This window comes from Mesorhizobium sp. M1307 (genome assembly GCF_040318155.1).
GTDB lineage: Bacteria > Pseudomonadota > Alphaproteobacteria > Rhizobiales > Rhizobiaceae > Mesorhizobium.
In genome coordinates this window covers 287,160-313,581 of sequence record NZ_JAMYLR010000003.1, presented here as the reverse complement: position 1 = coordinate 313,581, position 26,422 = coordinate 287,160, and the positions used below count along the sequence as shown (strand labels likewise).

Annotated in this window: 23 protein-coding genes; 16 read left to right on the top strand and 7 right to left on the bottom strand. The window is 64.0% G+C overall.

The annotated features are described in order from the left end of the window. Window positions 1-771: 771 nt before the first annotated feature. From NKH16_RS07235 to NKH16_RS07220, 4 genes are read right to left on the bottom strand one after another with little or no spacing between them, the layout of a single operon-like run. Entirely contained in the window at window positions 772-1,812 is a 1,041-nt protein-coding gene (locus NKH16_RS07235; RefSeq protein WP_352878492.1) for a heme-dependent oxidative N-demethylase family protein, read from the bottom strand. Window positions 1,813-1,821: 9 nt separating this feature from the next. Further along, window positions 1,822-2,787, bottom strand: a complete 966-nt coding sequence (locus NKH16_RS07230) for a PDR/VanB family oxidoreductase (protein WP_352878495.1) — start codon at window positions 2,785-2,787, stop codon at window positions 1,822-1,824. Beyond that, window positions 2,784-3,380: a dimethylamine monooxygenase subunit DmmA family protein gene (locus NKH16_RS07225; RefSeq protein WP_352542204.1), complete on the bottom strand. Its 597-nt coding sequence runs from the start codon at window positions 3,378-3,380 to the stop codon at window positions 2,784-2,786. Before NKH16_RS07225 ends, NKH16_RS07230 begins: the two co-directional genes overlap by 4 nt. A 14-nt stretch (window positions 3,381-3,394) precedes the next feature. Then, on the bottom strand, window positions 3,395-4,528 hold the full coding sequence (locus NKH16_RS07220) for an aminomethyl transferase family protein (protein WP_352819147.1): 1,134 nt from the start codon (window positions 4,526-4,528) through the stop codon (window positions 3,395-3,397). Between the two features lie 287 nt (window positions 4,529-4,815). Between NKH16_RS07220 and NKH16_RS07215 the strand changes: the two genes are divergently transcribed. From NKH16_RS07215 to NKH16_RS07140, 16 genes are all read left to right on the top strand, one after another. Beyond that, window positions 4,816-5,103, top strand: coding sequence for a hypothetical protein (locus NKH16_RS07215; RefSeq protein ID WP_023673993.1), 288 nt, complete (start codon window positions 4,816-4,818; stop codon window positions 5,101-5,103). Window positions 5,104-5,114: 11 nt separating this feature from the next. Beyond that, window positions 5,115-5,492: a hypothetical protein gene (locus tag NKH16_RS07210; protein WP_023673992.1), complete on the top strand. Its 378-nt coding sequence runs from the start codon at window positions 5,115-5,117 to the stop codon at window positions 5,490-5,492. Window positions 5,493-5,507: 15 nt separating this feature from the next. Next, window positions 5,508-5,669 (top strand): hypothetical protein, encoded by a 162-nt coding sequence (locus tag NKH16_RS07205; protein ID WP_023673991.1) that lies wholly within the window; start codon window positions 5,508-5,510, stop codon window positions 5,667-5,669. Between the two features lie 15 nt (window positions 5,670-5,684). Next, window positions 5,685-7,085, top strand: a complete 1,401-nt coding sequence (locus tag NKH16_RS07200; RefSeq protein ID WP_352472309.1) for an APC family permease — start codon at window positions 5,685-5,687, stop codon at window positions 7,083-7,085. Between the two features lie 46 nt (window positions 7,086-7,131). Further along, a complete protein-coding gene (locus NKH16_RS07195; RefSeq protein WP_352878498.1) occupies window positions 7,132-7,812 on the top strand; it encodes a hypothetical protein in 681 nt (226 codons plus the stop codon). Next, window positions 7,809-8,141 carry a hypothetical protein gene (locus NKH16_RS07190; protein WP_352502042.1) on the top strand — a complete coding sequence of 111 codons (333 nt, stop codon included), beginning with the start codon at window positions 7,809-7,811 and terminating at the stop codon, window positions 8,139-8,141. Before NKH16_RS07195 ends, NKH16_RS07190 begins: the two co-directional genes overlap by 4 nt. An 84-nt stretch (window positions 8,142-8,225) precedes the next feature. Next, the gene (locus tag NKH16_RS07185) at window positions 8,226-9,119 is read left to right on the top strand and encodes a class II glutamine amidotransferase (RefSeq protein WP_352878500.1); all 894 of its coding nucleotides are present in this window, start codon (window positions 8,226-8,228) and stop codon (window positions 9,117-9,119) included. 94 nt (window positions 9,120-9,213) lie between these two features. Further along, window positions 9,214-9,876 (top strand): GltB/FmdC/FwdC-like GXGXG domain-containing protein, encoded by a 663-nt coding sequence (locus NKH16_RS07180; protein ID WP_245274607.1) that lies wholly within the window; start codon window positions 9,214-9,216, stop codon window positions 9,874-9,876. A gap of 6 nt (window positions 9,877-9,882) precedes the next feature. After that, a complete protein-coding gene (locus tag NKH16_RS07175; RefSeq protein ID WP_352743482.1) occupies window positions 9,883-11,211 on the top strand; it encodes an FMN-binding glutamate synthase family protein in 1,329 nt (442 codons plus the stop codon). Between the two features lie 33 nt (window positions 11,212-11,244). Next, the gene (gene glnT / locus NKH16_RS07170; protein ID WP_352453796.1) at window positions 11,245-12,552 is read left to right on the top strand and encodes a type III glutamate--ammonia ligase; all 1,308 of its coding nucleotides are present in this window, start codon (window positions 11,245-11,247) and stop codon (window positions 12,550-12,552) included. Window positions 12,553-12,588: 36 nt separating this feature from the next. Continuing rightward, window positions 12,589-13,842 carry a sarcosine oxidase subunit beta family protein gene (locus NKH16_RS07165; RefSeq protein ID WP_352489495.1) on the top strand — a complete coding sequence of 418 codons (1,254 nt, stop codon included), beginning with the start codon at window positions 12,589-12,591 and terminating at the stop codon, window positions 13,840-13,842. Window positions 13,843-13,860: 18 nt separating this feature from the next. Continuing rightward, window positions 13,861-14,136: a sarcosine oxidase subunit delta gene (locus NKH16_RS07160; protein WP_352453798.1), complete on the top strand. Its 276-nt coding sequence runs from the start codon at window positions 13,861-13,863 to the stop codon at window positions 14,134-14,136. Window positions 14,137-14,359: 223 nt separating this feature from the next. Then, window positions 14,360-17,341 (top strand): sarcosine oxidase subunit alpha, encoded by a 2,982-nt coding sequence (locus NKH16_RS07155; RefSeq protein ID WP_352898796.1) that lies wholly within the window; start codon window positions 14,360-14,362, stop codon window positions 17,339-17,341. Continuing rightward, window positions 17,334-17,963, top strand: a complete 630-nt coding sequence (locus NKH16_RS07150) for a sarcosine oxidase subunit gamma (RefSeq protein ID WP_352898793.1) — start codon at window positions 17,334-17,336, stop codon at window positions 17,961-17,963. The genes NKH16_RS07155 and NKH16_RS07150 overlap by 8 nt, the downstream gene beginning before the upstream one ends. Window positions 17,964-18,228: 265 nt before the next feature. Beyond that, window positions 18,229-20,598 carry a trimethylamine N-oxide demethylase gene (locus NKH16_RS07145; RefSeq protein WP_352875936.1) on the top strand — a complete coding sequence of 790 codons (2,370 nt, stop codon included), beginning with the start codon at window positions 18,229-18,231 and terminating at the stop codon, window positions 20,596-20,598. Window positions 20,599-20,875: 277 nt separating this feature from the next. Then, complete coding sequence (locus tag NKH16_RS07140) at window positions 20,876-22,585, top strand: trimethylamine N-oxide permease (protein ID WP_352875938.1); 1,710 nt, start codon at window positions 20,876-20,878, stop codon at window positions 22,583-22,585. Window positions 22,586-22,732: 147 nt separating this feature from the next. Here NKH16_RS07140 and msuE read toward each other — a convergent pair whose 3' ends face one another. The 3 genes from msuE to NKH16_RS07125 all read right to left on the bottom strand — a co-directional run bounded on the left by msuE (window position 22,733) and on the right by NKH16_RS07125 (window position 26,391). Continuing rightward, on the bottom strand, window positions 22,733-23,293 hold the full coding sequence (gene msuE, locus NKH16_RS07135; RefSeq protein ID WP_352875941.1) for an FMN reductase: 561 nt from the start codon (window positions 23,291-23,293) through the stop codon (window positions 22,733-22,735). Between the two features lie 115 nt (window positions 23,294-23,408). After that, window positions 23,409-24,764, bottom strand: a complete 1,356-nt coding sequence (locus tag NKH16_RS07130) for an LLM class flavin-dependent oxidoreductase (protein WP_352455214.1) — start codon at window positions 24,762-24,764, stop codon at window positions 23,409-23,411. 133 nt (window positions 24,765-24,897) lie between these two features. Then, the gene (locus tag NKH16_RS07125) at window positions 24,898-26,391 is read right to left on the bottom strand and encodes an aldehyde dehydrogenase family protein (protein ID WP_352875943.1); all 1,494 of its coding nucleotides are present in this window, start codon (window positions 26,389-26,391) and stop codon (window positions 24,898-24,900) included. Window positions 26,392-26,422: the final 31 nt, after the last annotated feature.

Sequence of the window (26,422 nt, the reverse complement as noted above, 5' to 3'; positions counted from 1 at the left end):
CGCCGAAGCTGGCGGCTGTGGCGCTCGCCAACAAGACCGCCCGCATGGCCTGGAAGATGATGATCACCGGCGAGCCGTACCGTTGCGGCCTGGCGGGCAGCCTGACGCCTCCTCGCCGCCCTCAAGGCCGCTTCGCGCCGCCTACGGCGGTGGCCTGCGGCCAGCCCTGACCGCGGCTCAGCACGGCGCTGACATGCCCGGATAGGCCACAACGGAGGAACACCGAACACAAGCTCTTGCAACGGAAGGAAGATGGCGTGATCGATCGATCCGTGACGCGCGAAACTCCGAGGGATCCATTGGCCAACGAAACCGCTGGCATGATTGGAACGGGCGTCGCGAACCCCACCTTGGCCAGCGGCCGCAAGGACCGTGCTCAAAGGCCGGACATATGGACGCAAGCGATCGAAAACGACGCAAAACAACCGTTGCAGGCAGGGCGCCGTCCACATATGGATCCTAGGGTCTGCGCTCCGCTTCGCGTTCGCTCCGCCCTGGGATGACGAAGCGAGGGGAGGTTTCCAGCCAATCTCCAACGTCCGCGATTGGCCTTATGCCACTGTACCTTCGTCATCCTAGGGCGGAGCAGGAGCGAAGCGACGTAGCGGAGACCCTAGGATCCATGCCGTAACCTCCACGCGCTGCTACGTTGAACTGCAGGGCAAGCTCGTCCTCGATTGGTCGCAAGGGGGCGCCCCCCTCTGCCCTGCCGGGCATCTCCCCCTCTTGGGGGGAGATTGGCAGCTTGACGGGCAGCGCGCAAACAGAACCTCAATCCGGCCCAAAACCCACCGACGTCGCACTGCCGTCATCCAGCTTCGACAGCCACTCGACCAATGTCGCACGGTAGCGCGTCAGGCCCTTGTAGGCGGCGAGTTCGTCGGGCAGGTCGCGGATGACACGGTGCAGGCGCCTTGCCCATTTCGGCTGCGTCACCAGCTCGTCCATCTTGATCAGATAGCAGCGGATCGGGAAGACGATCGCATTCGAGCGCGGCAGCCGCCAGAAGCTCTGCAGCTCGACGCGCAGATGGACCTTGTCGCCGACGTTTTCCGGCGTCACCGTGGCGCGGTCCGGACCCCATTTGTGATAATTTTCCGGGCTGGTATCGAGGCGCGGATTGATGGTCATCGTCCAGTTCAGCCGGCGCGCCGGCTTGCCCTGCTGGATGTTGGTGAGGAATTTCAGCGCCCGGACGAATATGCCCTTCTCATGCGCCAGCGGCACCGGCGCGTGCCATTCGAAGAAGTTCATGCCGATGTCGAAATCGAGCGACCAGTCGGCCTGGGTGGTGACCATGCCGGCATCCATCCACAGATTGCCGTCGCGCTGGTCGAGAATGCAGAAATCGCCCTGGCTCTGGCGGGTGATGTATTCCATCGGCCCATAGGGCAGCGTCGAGACGTCGCCGAAGGTGAAGCTGTCGTCGATGCCGAGCGGTCGGTTGATCCAGCGCCAGCGGTCGCCATGGCGCGTCAGAGTGAAATGCTCGGGATAGCCCAGCGCCTGCTGCTCCATCAAAAGCTCGAGCAGATCCCAGCCGGCCAGCGTCATGTGCGGCAGCGACTGGCAGCGCAGCGGATCCTCGGCCAGCACCAAAGCGCGGTCCTGCATCTCGGCGACATAGTGCTCGTCGACGTCGATCAAATTCTCCAGCACGCTGCCCTTCGGCCCGACGACATGCGGCTCGATGTTGACGGCATACATGTAGCTGTCTTCATGGAACGGGAACGGGAACCGCCTGATGTGCTCGGGGCTGTTCCTGAAGGTGAAGTCGTCGCGGAAGGTTTCCTTGCGAAAGGTGATGCCCAAGCTCGCCTCCTATCTTTCCAGCACCAGCGACCTGCCCTCGAAGCGCGAGACGCAGGGCATGATCTTGCAGCCCGAACGGTGGTCTTCCTCGCTCAGCCAGTGGTCGTTGTGGATGAATTTGCCGTCATGCGAAATGACGTTGGTCTCGCACTGGCCGCAGACGCCGCCGCGGCAGAGATAGGGCGGATCGACGCCGGCCGCCTCGATCGCCTCGAGCAGGCTCTGCTGCTCGTCGACACGGATTGTCTTGCCGCTGAGCGCCAGCGTCACGTCGAAGGGCGCGCCGGGCTGCGGCGCCGCGAAATGCTCGAAATGCACGGTCTCCGGAGGCCAGCCGAGGGCGGCGGCACGCTCGCGCACCCAGCCGATCATGCCGGACGGGCCGCAGACATAGAGATGCGTGCCGAGCGGCTGAGACGACAGCAGCCGGTCGAGATCGACGCGCTCGTCGCGGTCGTCGTGATAGAGCCTGACCCGGCGATCGTAGCGCTCTCTCAGCAGGTCGGCATAGGTGCCGAGCGAGGCGGTGCGGCAGGTGTAATGCAATTCGAAATTGCCGCCTTCCGCCGCCAGCTGCGCGGTCTGCGCCATGAACGGGGTGATGCCGATGCCACCGGCCAGCATCAGATGCTTCCTGGCCCGAAGATCGAGCGAGAACAGGTTGACGGGGTAGCTCACCACCATCTCCGTGCCCGGCCTGACATGCCTGTGCATGAACAGCGAGCCGCCGCGGCCGGCGTCGTCGCGGCGCACCGAGATAGTGTATTCGCGAGTGTCGAGCGGCGAGCCCATCAGCGAATAAGGATTGAGCCTTGTCCGCTCGCCGTCGCGCATCTCGACGACGACATGGGCGCCGCCGGAGAAGGTCGGCAAAAGCTCGCCGTCGCGCCTGCGGAAATGAAAGCGCGTCACCAGTTCGTTGACCGGGACGACATCGCTGACGACGACATCGAGCTTGGTGGTGCCGGTGCTCATCGAAAGACCTCCTCGATCGGAGGAATTTCGCTGCGGTCCTCGGCGTTGATGCAGACGCCCTGGAAGGCGGCGAGCCGCCGCGAATAATGATCGCGCACCAGAAGCAAGAGGCCGCAATGCGAACAGGTTGCCGGCTGCGTCGTCACGTTCTCGGTGATGCCCTTGCAGTGGACGCACTGCATGCGGCGCGCCAGCGAGCCGCGATGCTCGGTCTGAACCGAGGTGTGGTCGATGCCGGCTTCCAGCGCCGCCTGCATGGCCTGGCCGATCAGCCCCTCGGTGCCGGCAAGATAGAGCCTGAGTCCCATATGCGCGTTGGCCAGCGTCTGCTTCAGCCGCGGCAGGGCGCTGGCAAAGGAATGGCCGAGGTAGAACTGTGCCGGCTTCAGGGCTTCGAGCGCATCGGCGTATTTGCCGTCGCGGCCGGGAATGAAGATGATGTGGGCGCCACCGAAGAAATCCGCCGGTGCCTTGGCGGCCAGATCGGCAATCGCCAGCGCTCCCTCTGCATCCGCTATGAAAAGATGATGCTTGCCAGGCTGCGGAGACAGGGTCCCATAGACCGGGCGGCTGATGATGCTTTTCGCTGCCATACCCGCAGTATGCCTCAGCCTTTCGCCGTGCGCTTGGTCTTCTTCGGATCATCGAAAGGAAGCGGCTCGGCGGTTGCGCTGATGGTGCCGCTCTTGTTGCGGATCTCGAGCCTGGTGCCCTGCACCGCGCAGTCGACGTCGAGTCGGGCAATGCCCATCGATTTTTTGACCAGCGGCGAATACATGGCGCAGGTCACCACGCCGACCTTTTTGCCGTCGCGATAGACCGGCGCGCCCTCGTCGGCCGGCTCCTTGCCTTCGAGCAGCACGCCGAAGATCTTGAAGCGCTCCTTGCCCTTGAGGCGGTAGTGCTCCTCGGCACCGCGAAAGCCCGTCTTGCCGGGGCTGACGGTGAAGTCGAGACCAAGCTCCCACAGTGTGTCGCCGGGGCCTTCGTTCTCGAACGGGTATTTCTGCGAATTGTCGTAGGGGTAAAACAGCAGGTAGCTCTCGACGCGCAGCATGTCGAGCGTGGTGAAGCGGCACGGGATGATGCCGGCACTCTTGCCGTCGTCGAGGATCCTGTCCCAGATCGTTCCGGCGTCCTGGCCACGGCAGAAGATCTCGTAGCCGCGCTCGCCGGTGTAGCCGGTGCGCGAGATCATCACCGGAAAGCCGAACAACTGGGTCTGCATGTGGTGGAAATAATTGAGGTCGCGAATGCCGGGCACATGCTTTGCCAGATAATCGACGGCGGTCGGGCCTTGCAGCGAAAGATCGTGCAGATTGTCGTCGAAGCGCAGCGACACGTCGCGACCGACGGAAGCGCGCTGCAACTCTTCATGCCCGGTGCCCGAGCCATGCACGACCATCCAGGAATTCGGGCCGGTGCGGTAGAGGATGCAGTCGTCGGTGAACTTGCCGGCCTCGTTGAGCATGCAGGCATAGGCCGACTTGCCGGGATAGATCTTTTCGACGTCGCGCGTCGTCGCCAGATCGATCAGGTGCGAGGCGTGCGGCCCGGTGATGTGGACCTTCTTCAAGCCGGACACGTCCATCAGGCCGGCCTTGGTGCGGATGGCGATATACTCTTCGTCGGCGTCCTTGTCGTAGGTCCAGGCGGTGCCCATGCCGCTCCAGTCCTCGAGCTTCGAGCCGAGCGCGCGATGGCGGTCCGCAAGCGTCGAAAATCTCCAGGATGCCGTCATCCGCTGTCCTCCGTTAGAAAGAAACTTTTTTGCTTTCCCCTGCTCCCTGCACACAGGCGGGAGCGTTGCCTTGAATATTGACCGCAAACGCCGGGAGCCTGCAATACCCGTAAGCAAATAATTTCATTGTCAGGCAAATCCGGCGCGCCCAAAACAAACGGTTAACGTCGCGTAAAATCGTCTTGACAATTCCAGAATTCGGCCGGATTTTATGAAAAAAATTTCACTCTCTTGAAAGAGGGCAATGACCGGCCCATCCGGACCGGCGTTGAAAAAGGGGAAAGCCGATGTCCGACCTGCAACAGCGCGTGGAAGCGTTGTACCGCTCCGACGTGCGTGGATCCATGCTCCTGATCGTCTGCCTGTGGGCGACGATCCTGTTTGTCCTGTTCATGACATGGCCATACGTCCCCGACGCCGGCATCAAGCTCGTCGTCGCGGTCGCCGCCGCCGCGGTGCTGATCTTCAACACGGCCGCGATCCTGGCGATGGTCAACCACTACAAGGAAGACAAGGACTTCATCTACGGCCTCGACATCAAGAACGCCGACGCCTACCGCAACCGCAAGTCCTGAGGGGGAGACGCATGGCCCGCTATACACCGCCCGAACAGAGCAAGGCCGGACAGGTTTTCGATATCGCCGTCGTCGTGGTCGCGATTTTCGTTGCGCTATGGCTGCCGCTGAAACTAGGTCTGGCAGGGGCGGCAAAATCCATCGACGCGCTCGACGCCAAGACGTGGGAAGCGCTCGGACAAAACCCGACCATGGCCTCGATCTGGGAAAAGCTCGGCTACACGCCGGAAACCGCGCACGACATCATCCAGAACCGGTTCCACTACATCATCGACTGGCCGACGCTGATCATCATGGCGGCGGTGCTGATCGGCTATTTCATCTTTCTGTTCCGCGCATCGGACCGCGAATACCGCGACGTCATCGACGAAAAGTTCGGCGACAAATAGATAGGAAGCATCGTCATGTGGGTGGCACTCTCTTACGCATGCTGGGGCATCTCGATCGTGCTCGCGCTGTGGATGCTCTACGACTGGTTCAAGATCGACACGACCTATTCCGAAGAGATGCTGACCTCGTCCAGGGAAGGCGAACTTGAAGCCGTGTCCGAAAAACACCGGATCTGAGTGGGGGATTGAGCGATGACGATCACGGCTGAACCAGCGGTGCAAGTGCAGGGCGACAGGGTTTCACTGCTCAGGGTGCTTGGCCCCGCCCATGTCTGGGCGCTCGGCGTCGGCATCGTTCTGGTCGGCGAATTCACCGGCTGGAATTTCGCGGCGGACAAGGGCGGCGCGCTGGCGGCGCTGATCGTCTGCTGGATCGTCGGCCTGCTCTACACCTCGGTCGCGATGATCGATTCCGAAGTTACCTCGACGGTTGCCGCCGCCGGCGGCCAATATGCGCAGGCCAAGCACATTGTCGGGCCGCTGATGGCCTTCAACGTCGCGCTGTTCCTGGTCTTTGCCTACACCATGCTCGAAGTGTCGGACGCGATCCTGCTCGGCGACACCATCGTCGCCAAGGCCGGCGTCGAGGGCCTCAACCACAATTCCTTCATCGCCGCGACAATCGTCGTGCTGGCATGGCTGAACTATCGCGGCGTGCTGATGACGCTCAACGTCAACTTCGTCATCACCGCCATCGCCTATGTCTCGATCGTCATCCTGTTCTTCTCGGTCAGCCCGTGGACGCAAGGCGCCGTGCTCAAGCTCAACGAGTTGGTGACCCCGGGCAACGCCCTGCCCTACGGCTGGATCGGCGTCATCGCCGCCTTCCAGTTCGGCATCTGGTATTATCTCGGCATCGAGGGCACCACGCAGGCCGCCGAGGAAGTGCGCTCGCCGGCGCGCTCGCTGCCCTACGGCACGATGGCCGGTATGATCACGCTTCTGATCGCCGCCGCCATGACCTGGTATGTCTGCGCCTCGATGATGCCCTGGGAATATCTCGGCATCACCTATTATCCGCTGTGGGATGCAGGCAAACTGACCGGCAGTGCGCTGCTGGAGAACCTGTTGTTCATCGCGACGCTGCTTGCCGCGCTCGCCTCCGCCAATGGCTGCATCAACGACGCCGCGCGCGCCTGGTTTTCGCTCGGCCGCGACCGCTATCTGCCGACCTGGTTCTCGGCGGTGCATCCGAAATACCGCACGCCCTATCGCTCGATCCTGTTTCTGCTGCCGATCGCGCTCGCCTTCGCCTTCATCGCCGACCTCAACCAGGCGATCACCTTCTCGATCCTGTCGGGCGTGCTGCAATACACTTTCATGAGCATCAACATCATCATGTTCAGGAAAAAGTGGCCGCTCGGCTCGATCCGCCGCGGCTACACCCATCCGTTCCATCCGCTGCCGGCGATCGTCTTGTTCTGCCTTTGCGTGGTCACCTTCTTTGCGATCTTCCTCGGCTTCGGCTCGCAGCTGATCGCCATGGTCGCCTTCTACTTCCTGATCTCGCTGTGGTTCCACTTCTACCGCTACAAATTCGTGCGCCGTGGTGCCCAGTTCACCATGCCGTGGCCGAAGCCGCAGGGCTACTGACGGCGCGCCCGGTCTGGGCGGGCATTTGCGTGACGAGGTGCGTTAGGTGATCTCAGCATTGCTCGCCGGGGCGGTTGCCCTGGCTCTCGTCCTCCATATAGCCTGGCTTGCGCGGGCCAGCCGCGCCAAGGCTTCGACCGGGCTTGCCGCCGACGAAGCCGGCGTCCGCGTCGTCGTCCCCGACGCGGCCAACGTCTCGGACGGCACTGCCAGCGTCGTCACCTTCGCCGGCTCGTGGAACGGCCGGCGGGTGCAGGTGCGGACCATCGTCGACACGCTGGCGATCAGGAAGCTGCCGGCGCGCTGGCTTAGCGTTTCGATCACCGAAAAGGTCGCGATACCAGGCACTTTCGATATGATGATGCGGCCGGGATCGCCGACGACTTTTTCCAATTTCGATCATCTCGTCCACCCGCTGCCGAAGGCGGCGGGGTTTCCGGCCGAGGCGGTGCTGCGGAGCGACCGCAAGGGCGTGCGCTTCCCCGAAGCCATCATCGCCGGCCACCTCGATGTCTTTGCCGAGGAGCGCGCCAAGGAATTGCTGATCACGCCGAACGGCGTGCGCATCGTCTGGCTGCTGGCCGAGGCCGAGCGGGCGCGCTACGGCGTATTCCGGCAAGCCGAATTCGGCGCGGTCAGGCTCGATCCGGTGCTGATCGAGAGGCTGCTGTCGTCGGCTTCGGCGCTGCGCGATGCCATCAATCAAAGCGAACGGCAAGCGGCATGATCAGCCAGATCACCACCTCCCCCGCACCACCGAGCCCCTATCTGGTTCTGGGCGCTGCGATCGTTTTGCCGGCGAGCGGGCATGTCGTGCTCGGCGTGCCGGTGCGCGGCCTGCAATTCCTGTTCTTCATGGTGATCCTTGCCTGGATCACCGCCAAGATCGCGCCGCCCGACGCCAGCTTCGTCGGACGCCATGCCGGCGGCTTCCTGATCTATGCCCTGTCGATCCTGGATGCCTACAAGATCGCCCGCATCCGCTATGCCAAATGGGTTCACAATGGCGGCCAGCGCAGCGATAGTGCGGCCGGCGGCGCCTCAGCCGATATATAACGACAGGAAAATTTTTTTCATACCAATTGAATTCCCGGGACTCATTCGATACATCTCGGAGGGAACAAACTCGCGGAGGCTGACATGTGCGGAATCGTCGGACTGTTTTTGAAGGACAAGTCGCTCGAGCCCCAGCTTGGCGCGATGCTGTCGGAGATGCTGATCTCGCTCAGCGATCGCGGTCCCGACAGCGCCGGCATCGCCATCTATGGCGCGTCCTCCAATGAAGCCAAGATCACCATCCAGTCGGCCAAGCCGGAGCGCGATTTCCGCGGCCTCGACGCCGAACTTGCCAAGGCAATCGGCGCGCCGGTGAGCATTGCTGCGAAGTCGACGCATGCGGTGGTCCGGACGACGCCTGCCAAGATCGACGAAGCGCGCGAGACGATCCAGGCGCTGCGCCCCGACATCCGCATCATGGGCGCCGGCGACGTCGTCGAGATCTACAAGGAAGTCGGCTTGCCCGAAGCGGTCGTCGACCGTTTCGGCGTCCGCGAGATGACCGGCACGCACGGCATCGGCCATACCCGCATGGCGACCGAATCGGCGGTGACGACGATGGGCGCGCATCCGTTCTCGACCGGCGCCGACCAGTGCCTGGTGCATAATGGCTCGCTGTCCAACCACAACAATGTCCGCCGCGAGCTGATCCGCGAAGGCATGACATTCGAGACCGAGAACGACACCGAGGTCGCTGCCGCTTATCTCTCCTCGCAGATGGCACATGGCAAGAATCTGGGCGAGGCGCTGGAAGGCACGCTGAGCGATCTCGACGGCTTTTTCACCTTCGTCGTCGGCACCAAGAACGGCTTCGGCGTGGTGCGCGATCCGATCGCCTGCAAGCCCGCCGTAATGGCCGAAACCGACCAGTATGTCGCCTTCGGCTCGGAATATCGTGCGCTCACCAAACTGCCCGGCATAGACAATGCGAAGGTCTGGGAACCCGAGCCCGCAACCGTCTATTTCTGGGAGCATTGAACCAATGCCGGCAAGCAATGCCTTCAATACGGGCAACCTCTCCAAGGCGGCTCGCGAGCCGGGCCATGCGTCACGGGTCTTCGATCTGGCCGAAATGTCGCTGCGCGAGCTCAACCAGGCGCTGCACGATCTGGCGCCCGGTTCGAATGAGACAGCCTGGGAGGTGCTCCACCCGCGAGGCAGCCATTCGGTCGCCGTCGGCGTCGACCAGCCGGTCGCCATCGATGTGCGCGGCAGCGTCGGCTATTATTGCGGCGGCATGAACGACGGCGGCACCATCACCGTGCATGGCTCGGCCGGGCCCGGCGTCGGCGAGAACATGATGTCCGGCCAGATCGTCGTCAAAGGCGATGCCAGCCAGTATGCCGGCGCCACCGGCCGGGGCGGGTTGCTCGTCATCGAAGGCAACGCGTCGTCGCGCTGCGGCATCTCGATGAAAGGCATCGACATCGTCGTCCACGGCAATATCGGCCACATGTCGGCCTTCATGGCGCAGTCCGGCAACCTCGTGGTGCTGGGCGACGCCGGCGATGCGCTCGGCGATTCCATTTACGAGGCGCGGCTTTTCGTGCGCGGCAAGGTCGAAAGCCTCGGCGCCGACTGCATCGCCAAGGAGATGCGGCCCGAGCATCTCGAATTGCTGCAAGGCTTGCTCGACCGCGCCGGCGTGACCGGCGTCAAGGCGGCGGAGTTCAAGCGTTATGGCTCGGCTCGTACCCTCTACAATTTCAATATCGACAACGCCGACGCGTATTGAGGCTCAATGACCTATCGCAACCCGCCGACGACGCCGCGCAAATCCGCGACCTTCGACGACTACACGCTTTCCGAGATCCGCCGCGCCGCGGCGACCGGCATCTATGACATCCGCGGCGCCGGCGCCAAGCGCAAGCTGCCGCATTTCGACGACCTTCTGTTCCTCGGTGCTTCGATCTCGCGCTATCCGCTCGAAGGCTATCGCGAGCGCTGCGACACCAGCGTCGTGCTCGGCTCGCGCTATGCGAGAAAACCGATCGAACTGAAAATCCCGATCACCATTGCCGGCATGAGCTTCGGCTCGCTGTCCGGGCCGGCGAAGGAAGCGCTCGGCCGCGGCGCGACGCTGTCGGGCACCTCGACGACCACCGGCGACGGCGGCATGACCGAGGAAGAGCGCGGCCACTCAAAAACGCTGGTCTACCAGTATCTGCCGTCGCGCTACGGCATGAACCCGCGCGATCTGCGCCGTGCCGACGCGATCGAGGTGGTCGTCGGCCAGGGCGCCAAACCCGGCGGCGGCGGCATGCTGCTCGGCCAGAAGATCTCCGACCGCGTCGCCGAAATGCGCACGCTGCCGAAGGGCATCGACCAGCGCTCGGCCTCGCGCCACCCCGACTGGACCGGGCCGGACGACCTCGAGATCAAGATCCTCGAACTGCGCGAGATCACCGACTGGGAAAAGCCGATCTACGTCAAGGTCGGCGGCGCGCGGCCGTATTACGACACCGCGCTTGCGGTGAAATCGGGCGCCGATGTCGTCGTCGTCGACGGCATGCAGGGCGGCACGGCGGCAACCCAGGAAGTGTTCATTGAAAATGTCGGCCAGCCGACGCTTGCCTGTATCAGGCCGGCGGTGCAGGCGCTGCAGGATCTCGGCATGCACCGCAAGGTGCAGCTGATCGTCTCGGGCGGCATACGCAACGGGGCCGACGTCGCCAAGGCGCTGGCGCTCGGCGTCGATGCGGTGTCGATCGGCACGGCAGCGCTTGTCGCGCTCGGCGACAACGACCCGCGCTGGGAGGCGGAATACAACGAACTCGGCACCACCGCCGGCGCTTATGACGACTGGCATGAGGGTCGCGACCCGGCCGGCATCACCACGCAGGATCCCGAGCTAATGAAACGGGTCGATCCGATTGCGGCCGGCCGACGGCTGGCGAATTATCTTAAGGTGATGACACTTGAGGCTCAGACAATCGCCCGCGCCTGCGGCAAGAACAGCCTGCACAATCTCGAGCCCGAGGATCTTGTGGCCTTGACGATCGAAGCCGCCGCCATGGCCGGCGTGCCGCTGGCCGGCACCAACTGGATACCGGGCAAGACCGGCTTCTAAGACAAACCATATGCCAGTAAGCGAGGAACTATAATGGGGAACGATCTCGCCGCCTTCGCCAAGGAGAAGGGCGTCAAATATTTCATGATATCCTACACCGACCTGTTCGGTGGACAACGCGCCAAGCTGGTGCCGGCGCAGGCGATCGCCGACATGCAGCGGGACGGTGCCGGCTTTGCCGGCTTTGCCACCTGGCTCGACCTGACGCCGGCGCATCCCGACATGCTGGCGGTGCCGGATCCGGCCTCGGTGATCCAGTTGCCTTGGAAGCCGGAGGTCGCCTGGGTCGCCGCCAACTGCATCATGGACGACAAATCGGTCGAGCAGGCGCCGCGCAACACGCTGAAGCGGTTGATCGCGGAGGCCGCTGGCGACGGCATGCACATCAAGACCGGCGTCGAGGCCGAATTCTTCCTGATCTCGCCGGATGGCAAGACGATTTCCGACGAATATGACACGGCGTCGAAGCCTTGCTACGACCAGCAGGCGGTGATGCGCCGCTACGACGTGATCGCCGAGATCTGCGACCACATGCTGGCGCTCGGCTGGGGCGCCTACCAGAACGACCACGAGGACGCCAACGGCCAGTTCGAGATGAACTGGGCCTTCGACGATGCGCTGGCGACCGCCGACAAGCATTCCTTTTTCAAATTCATGGTGAAATCGGTCGCCGAAAAGCACGGCCTGCGCGCAACCTTCATGCCTAAACCCTTCCAGGGCCTGACCGGCAATGGCTGCCATGCGCATATCTCGGTGTGGGACAAAGACGGCAAGACCAATGTCTTTGCCGACAATGCGATGGAGCTCGGCCTGTCGGCCAAGGGCAGGAATTTCCTCGGCGGCATCATGAAACATGCGTCCGCGCTTGCCGCCATCACCAACCCGACGGTCAATTCCTACAAGCGCATCAACGCACCGCGCACCATCTCCGGCGCCACCTGGGCGCCGAACACGGTGACCTGGACGGGCAACAACCGCACCCACATGGTGCGCGTACCTGGGCCAGGCCGCTTCGAGCTGCGCCTGCCGGACGGCGCGGCAAACCCCTATCTGCTGCAGGCGGTGATCATCGCCGCCGGGCTTGACGGCGTCCGCTCGAAGGCCGACCCCGGCCGGCGCTACGATATCGACATGTACCAGTTCGGCCATACGGTCGAGGGCGCGCCGAAGCTGCCGCTCAACCTGCTCGACGCATTGCGCGAATTCGACAACGACAAATCGCTCAAGACGGCGCTGGGTGAGGAATTCTCGTCGGCCTATCTAAAGCTCAAGCAGCAGGAATGGAATTCCTATGCTTCCCACTTCACCCAGTGGGAGCGCGACCACACGCTCGACATCTGATCCGGAATTGTTGCACGCCCGGCGCGAAACAGGTTCATGAAATACTCGATCTTCTCCCTCGCCCGGGCGGCATTTTCCGGCCACAAGAACTGGCAGCGCACCTGGCGCGACGCCAGCCCAAAGAGCCACTACGACGTGGTGATCATCGGCGGCGGCGGCCATGGCCTTGCGACGGCATGGTTCCTCGCCAGCGAATACGGCATCAGGAATGTCGCCGTGCTGGAAAAGGGCTGGATCGGCTCCGGCAATGCCGGCCGCAACACCACCATCATCCGCTCCAATTACGGGCTGCCCGGCAATACCGGCTTCTACGAGCTGTCGATGAAGCTGTGGGAGCGGATGGAGCAGGACCTCAACTACAACACCATGGTCAGCCAGCGCGGTGTCATCAACCTCTACCATTCCGACGCGCAGCGCGACGCCTATGCGCGGCGCGGCAACACCATGCGCATCAACGGCATCGATGCCGAACTGCTTGATCTGGCGGCGGTCAGGAAGATGATGCCGTTCCTGAACTTCGACAACGCACGTTTCCCGGTGCAGGGCGGCCTCTTGCAGCGACGCGGCGGCACGGCACGACACGATGCCGTGGTCTGGGGCTACGCGCATGCGGCGAGCGCGCTCGGCGTCGACATCATCCAGAATTGCGAAGTGACCGGCTTTGTCCGCGATGGCAGCGGCAAGGTGACCGGCGTCGAGACGAGCCGCGGCAGGATCGGCGCGGCCAAGGTCGGCATGGCGGTCGCCGGCTCCTCGTCGCGCGTCGCGGCGATGGCCGGCATGCGGCTGCCGATCGAAAGCCATGTGCTGCAGGCCTTCGTCTCCGAGGCGATCAAGCCGCTGATCCCCAATGTCATGACGTTCGGCGCCGGCCACTTCTACGTCAGCCAGTCCGACAAGGGCGGCCTGGTCTTCGGCGGCGATATAGACGGCTACAATTCCTACGCCCAGCGCGGCAATTTGCCTGTCATGGAAGACGTCTGCGAAGGCGGCATGGCGCTGATGCCGATGATCGGCCGGATACGGCTGCTGCGTCAGTGGGGCGGCATCATGGACATGTCGATGGACGGCTCGCCGATCATCGACAAAACACCGGTCGACGGGCTCTATCTCAACGCCGGCTGGTGCTATGGCGGCTTCAAGGCGACGCCCGGCTCCGGCCTGGTCTTTGCCCATCTGCTGGCGCGCGACGAGCCGCACAAGGAGGCTGCCCGCTTTCGCCTCGACCGCTTCCGGCGAGGTGCGATGATCGACGAAAAGGGCCAGGGCGCCCAACCGAACCTGCATTGAAGGCTGGCTGAAGAAGCAATGCGCATTGTCTGTCCCTTCTGCGGCGAACGCGAACTCGGTGAGTTCACCTATCTGAGCGACGCCAAGCCGGTGCGTCCGGCGGCCGGCGCCACCGAAGACGAGGTCTTCGACTACGTCTATCTGCGCGACAATGTCGCCGGGCCGATGAGCGAATTCTGGTATCATGGCGGCGGCTGCCGGGCCTGGCTGAAGGTCGCCCGCAACACACTGACGCACGAGATTTCGGCGGTCGAACCGGCTGCAGGCGTTGGTGCGAGGCAGGCTGCAAGATGAATTCTGTCCAGGTTAGCGCCGCCCCTCACCTGCCTGCCGGCCTCCTCTCCCCGTATAGAGACGGGGAGAAGGGCGCCGTCATCGATTGTTTCGCCAATCATCGACGTTCCCTGAAAGGCGCCGAGGTTGCGGCCAACCCCCTTCTCCCCGTCCCTATACGGGGAGAAGTGCCCGGCAGGGCGATGAGGGGCAGCGCGGCGCTCCTGCTTAAGGGCCAGCAAACGTGACCTCCAGCCAGCCCTATCGTCTCGTATCAGGCGGTCTCATCGATCGCGCCGCGCCGCTGGCCTTCCGCTTCGACGGCAAGAGCTTTGCCGGCTTCCAAGGCGACACGCTGGCCTCGGCGCTGATCGCCAATGGCGTCAAGCTGGTCGGCCGCTCGTTCAAATACCATCGGCCGCGCGGCATCCTGACCGCTGGTTCGGAGGAGCCCAACGCGCTGGTCGAACTGCGCAGCGGAGCGCGGCGCGAGCCGAACACCAAGGCGACCACGGCCGAACTCTATGACGGGCTCGAAGCCGCCAGCCAGAACCGCTGGCCGTCGCTGCGCCACGATCTGATGGCGGTCAATCAGCTGTTCGCGCCGATCTTCGTCGCCGGCTTCTACTACAAGACCTTCATGTGGCCGGCGAAATTCTGGGAAACGATCTACGAGCCAACGATTCGCCGCGCCGCCGGCCTCGGCCGCGCTGCAGGCGTCGCCGATCCCGACCATTACGACAAGGCCTGGGCGCATTGCGACGTGCTGATTGCCGGGTCCGGCCCGGCCGGGCTGGCTGCGGCACTGGCGGCCGGGCGCGGCGGCGCCCGCGTCATCCTGTGCGAGGAAGATTTTGTGCTTGGCGGCCGTCTGCTCGCCGACGGCGGCATGATCGACGGTGCGCCGGCGGCCGAATGGATTACGCGCACGCTGGCCGAACTCGCCACACTGCCCGATGTCCGCATCATGACCCGCACGACATTGTTCGGCGTCTATGATGGCGGCACCTATGGCGCAATCGAGCGGGTCAACGACCACCTGCCCTCGCCGCCCGAGCACCAGGTGCGCCAGCGGCTGTGGCGGATCGTGGCCAAGCGCTGCGTCGTCGCCGCCGGTGCCATCGAGCGGCCGATCGTCTTTGCCGGTAACGACACGCCGGGCGTGATGATGGCTTCGGCGATGCGGACCTATGTCGCGCGCTACGCGGTTACCCCTGCCAGGAGGATCGCGCTGTTCACCAACAATGAGGATGGCTGGCGCACGGTCGAGACCGCGCTTGGCGCCGGTTTGCAGATCGCGGCGGTCGTCGATGCGCGCCCGGACGTCTCCGCCGCGCATCGCGCGCTTGCCGCCAAAGGCGGCTTTGCCGTGCTCAACGGCTCGGTCAGCGGGGTCGAAGGCGGCAAGGACGGGGTCCGGAAAATCGTGGTGGCGCTGACCGGCGGCGCACGGGCGGAAGTCGAAGCCGACGGGCTTGCCGTGTCCGGCGGCTGGAATCCGGCGGTCGGGCTGACCTCTTATCATCGCGGCCAGCCGAAATGGCAGGACGATATCGCAGCCTTCGTGCCGGATGGTGCGCCGCCCGGCATGGTGGCCGTCGGCGCCGCCAACGGCGCCTTCGGGCTGGGCGACTGCCTGCGCCAGGGCTTTGCCGCGGGTGCTGCGGCAGCGCAGAATGCTGGACGCAGCGGCAATGCCGGCACATCGCCGGTCGCCGACAGCGAGGCGTTTTCGCTGACGCCGCTTTGGTATGTGGCCGGCAAAGGGAAAGCCTTCGTCGATTACCAGCACGACGTGACCGCGTCCGACATCGAACTGGCGCAGCGCGAAGGTTTCGAATCGGTCGAGCATCTCAAGCGCTATACGACGCTCGGCATGGCCACCGACCAGGGCAAGACCTCGAACGTCGCCGGTCTCGCCATCATGGCGGCAATCAGCGACAAATCGATCCCCGAAACCGGCACGACGATCTACCGGCCGCCCTATGTGCCGGTCGCCATCGGCGCTTTCGCTGGCCATCATCGCGACGAGAATTTTCATGCGACACGACTGACGCCGTCGCATCACTGGGCAGCCGAACAGGGCGCGGTGTTCGTCGACACCGGCCTGTGGAAGCGGGCGCAATGGTATCCGCGCGCCGGCGAAAAGGACTGGCTGGAATCGGTCACCCGCGAGGTCAAGGCGGTGCGCTCCGGCGTCGGCTTCTGCGATGTCTCGACGCTCGGCAAGATCGACGTGCACGGCCCGGATGCCGGCGCCTTTCTCGACCGCGTCTACATCAACACCTTCTCCAGTCTCGCCGTCGGCAAAGCCCGCTACGGGCTGATGCTGCGCGAGGACGGCATCGTCTATGACGACGGCACGACGTCACGGCTGGCCGAGGACCACTATTTCCTGACCACCACCACCGCCAAGGCCGGGCTGGTGATGCAGCATCTCGAATTCTGCCGGCAGGTGCTGTTCCTCGAATTCGACGTGCAGCTGACATCCGTCTCCGATCAATGGGCGCAGTTCTCGATCGCCGGGCCGAAGACCCGGGACCTGCTTCGGGAAATGGTCGATCCGGCGGAGGATTTGTCGAACGAGGGCTTTCCCTTCATGGGGGCGCGGGAAGTCGCGCTTCGCGGTGGCATCAAGGCGCGGCTGTTCCGCATCTCGTTTTCGGGCGAAATGGCGTTCGAGATTTCGGTTCCCGCCCGCTATGGCGAGACGCTGGCGCGCAATTTGATGCTGGCCGGCAAGCCGTTCGGCGTTACGCCCTACGGTACCGAGGCGCTCGGCGTCATGCGCATCGAAAAGGGCCATGTCGCCGGACCGGAGCTGAACGGCACGACGACGGCCGCCGACCTCGGCCTCGGCAAGATGATGTCGACCAAAAAAGATTTCATCGGCCGCGTCATGGCCGGGCGCGAGGCGCTGATTGCCCCAGACCGGCAGGTCGTCGTCGGCATCAAGCCGGTCGACAAGACGCGCCGCCTGCGTTCCGGCGCGCATATCATCCCGAAGGGCGAGACGCCCGGTCCCGATAACGACCAGGGCTACGTCACCTCGGTCTGCTTCTCGCCGACGCTCGACCAGTGGATCGGGTTGGCACTGGTTGAGCGCGGGCGCGAGCGCATCGGCGAAATCGTCCATGCGCAAGACCCGCTGCGCGGCGAAGACTACGATGTCGAGCTGTGCAGTCCCGTCTTCTACGATCCGGATGGAGGGCGCCAGCGTGGCTGAGTTTTCCTGGATTGCCCGCAGTCCGCTGGAGAAAGCGCTTGTTGTCGGCGCCTGTGGCGCGCGCGGCACGGCGGCCGGCGTATCGCTCACCGAGATCCGCAATTTCGACCTGATCCAGGTGATGGCGCGGCGCGGCAAAGCGGCAGAACTGGCGAAGGCCGCCGAAACCCGCTTCGGCGTTGCCGCCCCGGAAACGCCGAAGGCGACCCGAGCTCCCGACGCTACGCTGATCTGGTCGGGACCGGATCAGTTCCTGGTCCTGTCCAATGGCGGCAAGCACGCGAGCGAACCGCTGAGCCTGGCGTTTGCGCAATCCGCCTCGTTGTCCGACCAGTCGCATGCCCGCGCGCTGATCAGCGTTTCCGGAGAAAAGGCGCGCGCGATGCTGGCCAAACTGTCGTCGCTAGACCTGCACCCCGCGGCGTTCCCGGCCGGCACCGCTGCCGCGACATCGATCGACCATACCGGCGTCAATCTGTGGCGCGGCAATGACCGGCCGGACGGACAGGCGGTGTTCAATCTTCTGGTGTTCGCCACCTTCGCGGAAAGCCTGTGGCATACGATGCTGGACGCTGCCGCCGAGTATGGCGTCGAGATCAGCCACAGCGAGGAGTTGGCATAGCCTTGGCGCGTCTTCCCTTCTCCCCTTGTGGGAGAAGGTGGATCGGCGCGCACCGCCGAGACGGATGAGGGGTGTTCCAGCGGAGTGAGAGGCTGGCGTTCCCTGGAACACCCCTCATCCGTCGCCTTCGGCGACACCTTCTCCCACAAGGGGAGAAGGGGGAGCTTGTGCCACCTTCACCTTGCCAAACCCGATCCCCCTGCTATTCTTCCCGCTAAAATAATTTCACGCACAGGCAAACTTGTTTCTCGAAACCAAGGTTGAGATGAGCCAGTCGCCCTACCCCGCCGTCGTCGCCGGACCGCCCCGGCCGAGCCTGATCCTGCGGCCAGGCCAGATTACGCTGCCGGCCGGGATGGAGCGCTACTCGGTTCAGGGCAATGGCGCGGTGCTGATCGAGGTCGAGGCCGGCGACATTGTCACCGTGCGCGATGTCGAGGGCGGGCAGGCCTGCGAGTTGCTGGCATGGGACAGCAGCGACGCGACCGATCCCGGCATTCTCGGCGAGAAATCGAACAGCAATGCCGCCGGCATCAAGGCGCTGCTGGCCGAAGGCGACGACAGCCTCGCATCCTTGCGCCGGGGGCTCGAGCGGCGCCAGGTGCAGCTCGACCAGGCGAAGGCGGTTCGCGTTTTCGGCGGCGCCACCCCTGCCGGTACCGAACAGGCTTTTACCGTCGCCCGCGATGGGTCGATGCTGATTGCCGCGCCCGGCGGGCCGATGCTGGTCGACGGCCACGATACGGCGACGCCGCTTAGCGTCATCGTCCGCCGCGCCACCATCCGCCCGGCGGCGAAATCCAGGCTTGCCGACCCGCTGGCCGATCCCGTGCTCGACCTGCGCGTCCATTCGGCGACGGCGGAGGCCTACTTCGTCAAGGCGGGCGACTATCTGCAGATCATCGATGTCGATGGGCGCCAATGCACCGACTTCCAGTGCTTTTCGGCGCGCAAGCTGGACAAGGGCCGCGATCATCCGCTCGACGTGACGACGACGCGCACGCTGATGGGTTCGAGCTATCCGATGCCCGGTCTGCACTCGAAATACTACGACCAGGACATGGAGCCGCTGGTCGAGGTTGTGCAGGACACTTGCGGCCGCCACGATGCATTCGCGCTCGCCTGTGCGGCCAAATATTACGACGACATCGGTTATCCCGGCCATCCCAACTGCTCGGAGAATTTCAACCGCGCGCTGGCCGACAAGGGTGTCACGCCTCGCGCCGGCTGGATGGCGATCAACTTCTTCTTCAACACGGCCATCGACGCGCATGGCGTCGTGGTATCGGACGAGCCATGGTCGCGGCCGGGCGACTATGTGCTACTCAAGGCGCTCACCGACATCGTCTGCGTCTCGTCCGCCTGCCCCGACGATACGACGCCGGCCAATGGCTGGAACCTGACCGACATCCATGTGCGAACCTATCCCGGCCAGCACAAATTCTCGCGAGCGATCGCCAGACGCATGACGCCCGATTCGGAACCGAAAATGACCCGCGAGACCGCCTTTCATTCGAGCTTTGCCAAGCACACCCGCAACTTCGTCGAGTACAAGGGCTATTGGCTGGCCAATTCCTTCGCCAAGCAAGGCCCGATCGATGAATACTGGGCCTGCCGGCAGGACGCCGTGATCATGGACCTGTCGCCGCTGCGCAAGTTCGAGGTCACCGGGCCGGACTCCGAGGCGCTGCTGCAATACACGCTGACCCGCGACATCAAGAAGCTCGGCGTCGGCCAGGTCGTCTATTCCGCCATGTGCTACGAGCATGGCGGCATGATCGACGACGGCACGCTGCTCAGGCTCGGCAAGGATAATTTCCGCTGGGTCGGCGGCGACGATCTATCCGGCCAATGGCTGCGGGAAACGGCGCAAAAACTCGGCCTCACCGTGCTGGTGCGCTCCTCGACCGACCAGATGCACAATGTTGCCGTGCAGGGACCGAAAAGCCGAGACGTCCTGCGGCAGATCATCTGGACCTCGCCGCTGCAGCCGTCGATCGACGAACTCGAATGGTTCCGTTTCGCCGTCGCCCGCATCGGCGGCGGCAACGGCGTTCCGGTCGTTGTCTCGCGCACCGGTTACACCGGCGAGCTCGGCTACGAGATCTGGTGCCATCCGCGCGACGCCGGCAAGGTCTTCGATGCGATCTGGCAGGCGGGCCAGCCGCACGGCCTAAAGCCGATGGGGCTACAGGCGCTCGATATGGTGCGCATCGAGGCCGGGCTGATCTTTGCCGGCTACGAGTTTTCCGACCAGACGGATCCGTTCGAGGCCGGCATCGGCTTCACCGTACCGCTGAAGACCAAGAGCGACGATTTCATCGGCCGCGAGGCGCTGATCCGGCGCAAGGAAAACCCGCAGAAGAAGCTGGTCGGCCTCGACGTCGACGCCAATATCGCGGTCGGCCACGGCGATTGCGTGCATGTCGGCCGGGCCCAGATCGGCGTCGTCACCTCGGGCATGCGCTCGCCGGTGCTGAACAAGAACATCGCGCTGGCCAGGCTCGACGTCACGCATTCGGCGATCGGCACCGAGGTCGAGATAGGCAAGCTCGATGGTCACAGCAAGCGGCTGCCGGCGCGCGTCGTCGCCTTCGCCCATTACGACCCGCAAAAGAACAGGCCGCGCTCCTGACCGACGCTTCCTGGTTCTTCCCTTCTCCCACAACAAGGGGAGAAGGAAAGACCGCACCCGTTGGCAGTGCCAGCGAAGCTCGACTGTTTCACAAGCGCAATGTGCACAGCGTCACAAAGCGCTTGACGTGAAAGCGCGTTAGGTCAATCTTCACTGCTAAGAAAAAAATACTACTGAGCGGAAAACGCCTGGGGCCGTTCAACGTGAGCGTCGATGACGCCTCGCGAGATTGCGGCTGTTGCCGATGGGGAACATCAAAAATGGGGAATCCACGTAAATGAGCACGATAGTCACCACCTTGGTGCCGCCTGCCGAAGGGCAGCTGCACCGGAACATCGACTGGCGCGGCGCCTTCTGGGTGGCAAGCGGCGTTCCGGCCCTTGTCCTGTTTTCGATCGGCGGCATCGCCGGCACCACCGGAACACTGGCCTTCCTGATCTGGGCCATATCCATGGTCATGGGCTTCCTGCAGTCCTTCACCTATGCGGAGATCGCCGGGCTGTTCCCGAACAAATCCGGCGGCGCCTCGGTCTACGGCGCCACCGCGTGGCTGCGCTATTCGAAATTCATCGCGCCGCTTTCGGTGTGGTGCAACTGGTTCGCCTGGTCGCCGGTGCTGTCGCTCGGCTGCTCGATCGCCGCCGCCTATATCCTCAACGCACTGGCGCCGGTGCCGCTGTTCACCGACACTTCGCCGGAGGTCGCCGCCTATATCGCGGCCCATGCCGGAACCAGCGCCGCTGACGCCATCACCGCGGTCACCGCGGCGGCGACGCCGGCGATCCGTAACTGGACGCTCTACGGTCACACGCTTGGCCCGGTTTCCTTCACCTTCAACGCCACCTTCTTCATCGGCGCGGTGCTGATGCTGATCATCTTCTCGATCCAGCATCGCGGCATCCTGGGCACGGCCAACGTGCAGAAATATATCGGCCTGCTGGTCATCATCCCTATGCTCATCGTCGGCGTGGTGCCGATCGTCACCGGCCAGATCAACTGGGCAAATTTTTCGCCGCTGGTGCCGCTCGCCGCCGCCTATGCGCCGGAGCCCGGCGCGTGGAACATCGCCGGCTGGACGCTGGTGCTCGGCGGCATGTTCATCGCGGCATGGTCGACCTACGGCTTCGAGACCGCGGTCTGCTACACCTCCGAGTTCAAAAACCCGGGCACCGATACCTTCAAGGCGATCTTCTACTCCGGCCTGCTGTGCATGCTGCTGTTCATCCTGGTGCCGTTCACCTTCCAGGGCGTGCTCGGCTTGAACGGCATGCTGGCGACGCCGATCGTCGACGGCTCCGGCGTTGCCGATGCGCTGGCCGGCATGGTCGGCGGCGGACAGCTGATCCACAGCCTGCTGGTGATGCTGATGATCCTGGCCCTGGTGCTCTGCATCATGACGGCGATGGCCGGCTCCTCGCGCACGCTCTATCAAGGTTCGGTCGACGGCTGGCTGCCGCGCTATCTCAGCCATGTCAACGAGCACGGCGCCCCGACGCGGGCGATGTGGACCGACCTGATCTTCAACCTGATCGTGCTGGCCATCGCCTCGGCCGACGCAACGAGCTTCTTCTTCATCCTGGCGGTGTCGAATTGCGGCTACATCATCTTCAACTTCCTTAACCTCAATGCCGGCTGGATCCACCGCATCGACAATGGCCACATCGCGCGGCCTTGGAAGGCGCCGAGCTGGCTGCTCGGCCTCGGCGCCATCTTTGCCTACGTCAACGCGGTCTTCATGGGCGCCGGCGCCAAGGTGTGGAACCCGATGGCATTGTGGGCCGGGCTGATCACGGCAGCTTTGATCATCCCGGTGTTCTGCTTCCGGCACTACATCCAGGACAAAGGCAAATTCCCCGACCACATGCTGGCCGATCTCGGCATGAGCTCGTCCGACCTTGCGGTGAAAAAGGCGGGGATGCTGCCCTATCTGACGCTGGTCGCCGGCGTCGTGGTGATGCTGCTCGCCAACTGGCTGTTCGTCATCTGACGGCTTGCCTTGAGGGATCGGGCGCGCAAGGCGCGCTCGATCCCTGCATTTTGTTCTTGCTTTGTGCCGGCAGCTATGCTACTAATTTCAGTATGGTGCTAATTCGCCCCGAGACCCGCCGCCGAGGCGGGTTTTTCTTTTTAGGGGCTATTCGGCAGCGGTGCCAGCGCGGGAGCGACCGCCAAGCGCTGCGCCGATATCCTCGAGCACCTGTCCGACGCGCGCCTGGATCGTCTCGGACGCAAGCACGCCGTCGATGAAATCCCTGTCCGAAGCGTAGATCGCGGTCGGCAGCGTAAAGGCCTCGAAGAAGCCGAACAGCGGTCTCAGCTGGTGCTCGATAATCAGCGCATGCCGGTCCCCGCCGCCGGTCGCCAGCAGCACCACCGGCTTGCCCCTGAGCGCCGTCGGGTCGACAAGATCGAAGAAGTGTTTGAACAGGCCGGTATAGCTGCCCTTGTAGGTGGGCGAGCCAACGACGAGCACGTCCGCCGTGACGACGCGCTTGAGGATATTGCCCGCTTGCGCATTCAGTTCACGCGCCCATTTGGCGCCACCGAGGCTGGGGCCGAGGTCGACGACGTCATGCGTGCTGGCGGCCAGGCCATATCTGCCGGCTACCTCGTTCACGATACGATCGACGAAGCCGCGCGTCTTGGACGGCCGGGTGAAATTGCCTGAGAAACCGACAACGGCCGGATTGGTCATGATGCAAAGCCCTCGCGATGATTTCGGGCTGCCAGCCCGCTGCTCATGACCCTATGGACATTCGGACCGAACGAAAAGAACGGATGCTTGCCACGGTCTAAAATCATTGCCGGTTCTAACCAGCTTTGCGGATCGCTGCCGTCTCAGGTTGGAAGAACCGGTTTGGCGGCCGCTTCAGGCCAAGATTTTCGCGCAGGGTCGATCCTTCGTATTCGCTCCTGAAAATGCCGCGCCGCTGCAATTCGGGCACGATTTTCTCGACGAAATCATCCAATCCGGCGGGAAGATAGGGGAACATGACGTTGAACCCGTCCGAGCCTTCGGTGACCAGCCATTCCTCCATCTCGTCGGCGATGGTTTTCGAAGTGCCGACGAAGGCAAGACCGGAATAGCCGCCCAGCCGCTGCGCAAGCTGCCTGACGGTCAGGTTTTCCTTGCGCGCCAGTTCGATGACGCGCTCGCGGCCGCTCTTGCTGGCGTTGCTTTCCGGGATTTCGGGCAAGACTGAATCCGGATCGAACCGCGACGCGTCGTGGCCGAGGGCGATCGACAGCGAGGCGACGCCGCTCTCGTAGTAGACGAGGCTGTCGAGCTTGGCCCGCTTCGTCTGCGCCTCCTCGACGGTCTCGCCGACAATGACGAAGGCGCCGGGCAGGATCTTGATGTCGTCGCGCGACCGGCCAAGTTTTTGCGCACGTTTCTTGACGTCGGCAAAGAAGCGCTGCCCCGAGGCGAGATCGGCATGGGCGGCGAAGATCACCTCGGCCGTTTCCGCGGCGAGCTGCCGTCCGGCCTCCGACGCGCCGGCCTGCACGATGACCGGCCAGCCCTGCACCGGCCGCGCGATATTGAGCGGTCCCCGCACCGAAAGATATTCGCCCTTGTGGTCGAGCACATGCAGCTTCGCCGGGTCGAAATAGAGCCCGCTTTCGGCGTCGCGGATGAAGGCATCGTCGGCAAAACTGTCCCACAGGCCGGTGACGACATCGTAAAACTCCCGCGCCCGGCGATAACGCTCGTCGTGCTCGACATGCTCATCGAGGCCGAAATTCAGCGCGGCGTCGGGATTGGATGTGGTGACGATATTCCAGCCGGCGCGCCCGCCGCTGATATGGTCGAGAGAGGCGAAACGACGGGCGATGTGGTACGGAGCGTCGAACGTCGTCGAGGCGGTTGCGATCAGCCCGATACGATCGGTGACGGCGGCAAGCGCCGACAACAGCGTGAACGGCTCGAAGGACGTGACCGTGTGGCTGCGCCGCAGCGCCTCGATCGGCATGTTGAGCACGGCCAGGTGGTCGGCCATGAAGAAGGCGTCGAACTTCGCCGCTTCCAGCCTTTGCGCGAAGTGCTTGAGATGCGCGAAATTGAAGTTGGCGTCGGGATAGGCGCCCGGGTAGCGCCAGGCGCCGGTATGAAGGCTGACGGGCCGCATGAAAGCGCCAAGCCGCAATTGTCGATTTTCTGCCATGGAAAAACGCACCGATGACGACGAGCGTAACGCTCCAATTGCTCAAGCATGGGATGGCTTTGCGGCCATGGGAAGGAATTCTGTTTTGCAAAACCGTCGTCGGGGAGCATTTTTTGTGCGGGCGGCGGACCGATCAATCGATCTTGATGAACACGCCCTTGGTGTTGAGATACTCGGCGAGGTGCTCGGCGCCGCCCTCGCGGCCGTAGCCGCTCATCTTGTAGCCGCCGAAGGGCACGGCCGGATCGATGGCGTGATAGGTATTGACCCAGACCGAGCCGGCGCGGATCTTGCGCGACAGCTGGTGGGCGGTGGCGAGATTTTGGGTGAAGACCCCTGCAGCCAAGCCGTAAGGCGTGTTGTTGGCCCGCTCGACCGCCTCGTCCAGCGTATCGAACGGCAAGGCTGAAATCACCGGCCCGAAGATCTCCTCACGGGCGATCTTCATGTCGTCCGAGACGCCGGCAAAGACAGTCGGCGCGACGAAATTGCCGGCGGCAAGCGCGCCTTCCACAAGCCGGGTGCCTCCGGTGACGAGTTTCGCCCCTTCCGCGGTGCCGGCCTTGAGGTAACCGGTGACCCGTTGCAGCTGCTTTTCGGAGACGAGCGGACCGATCTCGGTCGCCGGGTCGATGCCGTCGCCGACCCTGAGACCCTTGGCGTATGCCGCGAGCCGCTCGACGAACTCGTCATGGACGGCGCGTTCGACGAAAAGGCGCGAACCGGCGATGCAGATCTGGCCGGAATTGGCGAACACCGACATCGCCGCCACCGGCACCGCCTTGTCGAGATCGGCATCGGCGCAGACGATGACCGGCGACTTGCCGCCGAGCTCCAGCGAGACGCGCTTGAGGTTGCCGGCCGAGGCCCGCACGATCGACTGGCCGGTCGCCGTCGACCCGGTGAAGACGATCTTGTCGACGCCCATATGCTCGGCGAGTGCGGCACCTGCCTCGGTGCCGGTGCCGGTGACGATGTTGACGACGCCTTCCGGAACGCCGGCCTCGTTCATGATGTCGGCGATCAAAAGCGGCGTCAGCGGCGCCTCTTCCGATGGTTTCAGCACGATGGTGCAGCCGGTCGCCAGCGCCGGGCCGATCTTCCAGATCGACGCCGCCGTTGGCGCGTTCCAAGGAATGATGGCGCCGACGACGCCGACCGGCTCCTTGCGGGTGAAAGAGACGATTTCGCCGGGCAGCGAGTTGTCGATCGTCTCGCCGTGCAGCGCCGTCGCCATGCCGGCATAGTAGCGCAGCATGCCGATGACCCGGTTGCGATTGGCGCGGGTGCGTATGATCGGCATGCCCATGTCGGTGGTGTCGGAGCGGCTGATCTCTTCCCAGTGCTTTTCGAAGAGGTCGGCGATCCTCAGCAGCAGCACCTGCCGCTCATAAGGCTTGAACCGGCTCCACGAGCCCTCGAACGCCTTGCGCGCAGCAGTCACCGCCAAGTCGATGTCCTGGCGGTCGGCGCGCGGCACCGTGGCGATGACCGCGCCGGTGGCGGGATTGCGGCTCTCCATGGTCCGGCCGGAGCGGGCATCGACCCAGCCGCCGCCGATGAACATCTGGCGATGGCGCCCGTCGATCGGCAGCCGCAGCGGTGCCTTTGTCTGAGCCATGGTCATGACGGTCCTCCTCCGGCGCCTACGCCTGGTG

Bases quoted from the DNA above. Each gene is read 5' to 3' on its own strand.
- NKH16_RS07140 (WP_352875938.1), top strand. From the start codon at position 20,876: ATGAGCACGATAGTCACCACCTTGGTGCCGCCTGCCGAAGGGCAGCTG.
- NKH16_RS07160 (WP_352453798.1), top strand. From the start codon at position 13,861: ATGCGCATTGTCTGTCCCTTCTGCGGCGAACGCGAACTCGGTGAGTTC.
- NKH16_RS07215 (WP_023673993.1), top strand. From the start codon at position 4,816: ATGTCCGACCTGCAACAGCGCGTGGAAGCGTTGTACCGCTCCGACGTG.
- NKH16_RS07185 (WP_352878500.1), top strand. From the start codon at position 8,226: ATGTGCGGAATCGTCGGACTGTTTTTGAAGGACAAGTCGCTCGAGCCC.
- NKH16_RS07205 (WP_023673991.1), top strand. From the start codon at position 5,508: ATGTGGGTGGCACTCTCTTACGCATGCTGGGGCATCTCGATCGTGCTC.
- NKH16_RS07190 (WP_352502042.1), top strand. From the start codon at position 7,809: ATGATCAGCCAGATCACCACCTCCCCCGCACCACCGAGCCCCTATCTG.
- NKH16_RS07130 (WP_352455214.1), bottom strand. From the start codon at position 24,764: ATGGCAGAAAATCGACAATTGCGGCTTGGCGCTTTCATGCGGCCCGTC.
- NKH16_RS07200 (WP_352472309.1), top strand. From the start codon at position 5,685: ATGACGATCACGGCTGAACCAGCGGTGCAAGTGCAGGGCGACAGGGTT.
- NKH16_RS07225 (WP_352542204.1), bottom strand. From the start codon at position 3,380: ATGGCAGCGAAAAGCATCATCAGCCGCCCGGTCTATGGGACCCTGTCT.
- NKH16_RS07145 (WP_352875936.1), top strand. From the start codon at position 18,229: ATGAGCCAGTCGCCCTACCCCGCCGTCGTCGCCGGACCGCCCCGGCCG.
- NKH16_RS07180 (WP_245274607.1), top strand. From the start codon at position 9,214: ATGTCGCTGCGCGAGCTCAACCAGGCGCTGCACGATCTGGCGCCCGGT.
- NKH16_RS07210 (WP_023673992.1), top strand. From the start codon at position 5,115: ATGGCCCGCTATACACCGCCCGAACAGAGCAAGGCCGGACAGGTTTTC.
- NKH16_RS07125 (WP_352875943.1), bottom strand. From the start codon at position 26,391: ATGACCATGGCTCAGACAAAGGCACCGCTGCGGCTGCCGATCGACGGG.
- NKH16_RS07220 (WP_352819147.1), bottom strand. From the start codon at position 4,528: ATGACGGCATCCTGGAGATTTTCGACGCTTGCGGACCGCCATCGCGCG.
- msuE (WP_352875941.1), bottom strand. From the start codon at position 23,293: ATGACCAATCCGGCCGTTGTCGGTTTCTCAGGCAATTTCACCCGGCCG.
- NKH16_RS07165 (WP_352489495.1), top strand. From the start codon at position 12,589: ATGAAATACTCGATCTTCTCCCTCGCCCGGGCGGCATTTTCCGGCCAC.
- NKH16_RS07230 (WP_352878495.1), bottom strand. From the start codon at position 2,787: ATGAGCACCGGCACCACCAAGCTCGATGTCGTCGTCAGCGATGTCGTC.
- NKH16_RS07175 (WP_352743482.1), top strand. From the start codon at position 9,883: ATGACCTATCGCAACCCGCCGACGACGCCGCGCAAATCCGCGACCTTC.
- glnT (WP_352453796.1), top strand. From the start codon at position 11,245: ATGGGGAACGATCTCGCCGCCTTCGCCAAGGAGAAGGGCGTCAAATAT.